This window comes from Salinivibrio sp. MA427 (assembly GCF_001996115.1).
Classification (GTDB): domain Bacteria; phylum Pseudomonadota; class Gammaproteobacteria; order Enterobacterales; family Vibrionaceae; genus Salinivibrio; species Salinivibrio costicola.
Genome location: NZ_MUFH01000396.1, coordinates 1 through 1,950, shown reverse-complemented (window position 1 = coordinate 1,950; position 1,950 = coordinate 1). Strand labels below are relative to the sequence as shown.

Sequence of the window (1,950 nt, the reverse complement as noted above, 5' to 3'; positions counted from 1 at the left end):
AAGTAAATCTGCTTGATTTTGACAGGCAAGGATTGCGTGCCTATTTCGCCGATGAACTCGGTGAAAAAGCCTTCCGCGCTGACCAAGTCATGAAGTGGATGTATCATTTTGGTTGCGATGACTTCGATGAAATGAACAACATCAACAAGAAGTTACGTGAAAAACTCAAGCTTGTCGCCGAGGTTAAAGCCCCTGAGGTGAGTGAAGCGCATTACTCAAAAGATGGCACCATTAAATGGGCGATGCGAGTGGGCGGTCAAGATGTGGAAACCGTGTATATCCCTGAAGATGACCGGGCGACATTGTGTGTTTCCTCTCAGGTTGGTTGTGCGCTCGACTGCAAATTTTGCTCGACTGGTGCGCAGGGTTTTAACCGTAATTTGCGGGTTTCTGAAATTATTGGCCAGGTTTGGCGTGCCGCAAAAGAAATTGGTATCGAAAAAGAAACCGGACGCCGTCCTATTACCAATGTGGTGATGATGGGGATGGGCGAGCCGTTGCTGAACATGAAAAACCTGCTGCCATCACTCAACTTGATGCTCGATGATAATGCCTATGGCTTGTCGAAGCGTCGTGTCACGGTATCGACTTCCGGTGTGGTGTCTGGCTTGGAGCAGATGATTGGTAAAATTGATGTTGCGCTAGCGATTTCACTGCACGCGCCGAATGATGAACTGCGTAGTCAAATTATGCCGATTAACGATCGCTGGGATATCGACGCTTTCTTAGATGTGGTGCATCGTTATATTGAAACCTCGAATGCCAACCGTGGCCGTGTCACGGTTGAATATATTTTGCTCGATCATGTGAATGACTACATGGAGCATGCGCGCCAACTCGCAGAGCTGTTAAAAGATACACCGGCGAAGATTAACCTGATCCCATTTAACCCGTATCCTGGATCGCCATTCAATAAACCAAGTAACTCTCGTATTGATAGGTTTATGAAAACCTTAATGGAATACGATTTTACGGTCACGGTGCGTAAAACGCGCGGCGATGATATTGATGCGGCGTGTGGCCAATTAGCCGGAGACATTGTCGACCGGACAAAACGCGCCGAAAAGCGACTGGGTGCGCAGGAGGTGATCCCTGTTCGACCCGTCTAGCATTATAGGTCTTTATAAGGGAAGAACATGGTAAAAACTGGCTGGGTATGGGTGTTGATTATCACGTTGGCAGGTTGTGCCTCGCCAGTTTCACAGCAAAACGACGCTAAGTTTGATAAGATTCAAGCGGCCGAGGCACGAATTTCGTTGGGGTTAGGTTACTTAAACAGTGATCGCTATCAACAAGCGCAGCAAAACTTGCAGCAAGCACACCAATATGCGCCTAATTACTATCGTACCTCGCTGTCTATGGCGTATTATCAACAACGTGTCGGTGAAACCGACCAAGCGGACCGTTTATATCAAAAAGCGTTATCGCAAGCGTCTAAAAAAGGCGATGTGTATAATAACTACGGTGTGTTTTTGTGCGAACAACAGCGTTTTGCTGAGGCAAAAGAGGCATTTTTGCAAGCCGTCGCACAACCGTATTATCATCGCGTGTCAGACAGTTATGAAAATGCCGCGTTCTGCCAGCTAAAAGCGGGCGAAACCAAGAGCGCGAAGGCCTTGTTGGAAAAAGCGACTGAGCATGACCCGCTGAATGTCCGCGCAGGATTACAACTTGCCAAGTTAGAGATAGAACGAGGGCAAGAGGCAGGTGCCATTACGCGTATCAAACGACTCCATAAACGCGTTGGTGCCCATCCCAGCGGATTATTATTGTTGGTCAAAGCTTATCAGCAACAAGGCAACACGGAGCGAGCTGCCCATGATGCTCAGCGATTGGCGCACCAGTTTCCAGAATCCAAAGAATATCTATTGTACTTAGCGAATGAATACTGAACAGACGGAAGAACACGCGCAAAAAGATACGCAACCTGCGCCCGGGGAAGTATTAAAG

General features: G+C 47.8%; 2 protein-coding genes. Both read left to right on the top strand.

The window, feature by feature from the left end; translation table 11 throughout:
- Nucleotides 1-1,109, top strand: a 1,109-nt coding sequence (locus tag BZG79_RS14935; protein ID WP_077774800.1) for a bifunctional tRNA (adenosine(37)-C2)-methyltransferase TrmG/ribosomal RNA large subunit methyltransferase RlmN, incomplete at its 5' end; no start/stop codon positions are given.
- A 27-nt stretch (nt 1,110-1,136) separates the two neighbouring features.
- Nucleotides 1,137-1,892 (top strand): type IV pilus biogenesis/stability protein PilW, encoded by a 756-nt coding sequence (pilW, locus tag BZG79_RS14930; protein ID WP_077774799.1) that lies wholly within the window; start codon nt 1,137-1,139, stop codon nt 1,890-1,892.
- Nucleotides 1,893-1,950: the final 58 nt, after the last annotated feature.

Excerpts from the sequence above, each read along its gene's own strand:
- pilW (WP_077774799.1), top strand. The coding sequence starts at position 1,137 with ATGGTAAAAACTGGCTGGGTATGGGTGTTGATTATCACGTTGGCAGGT.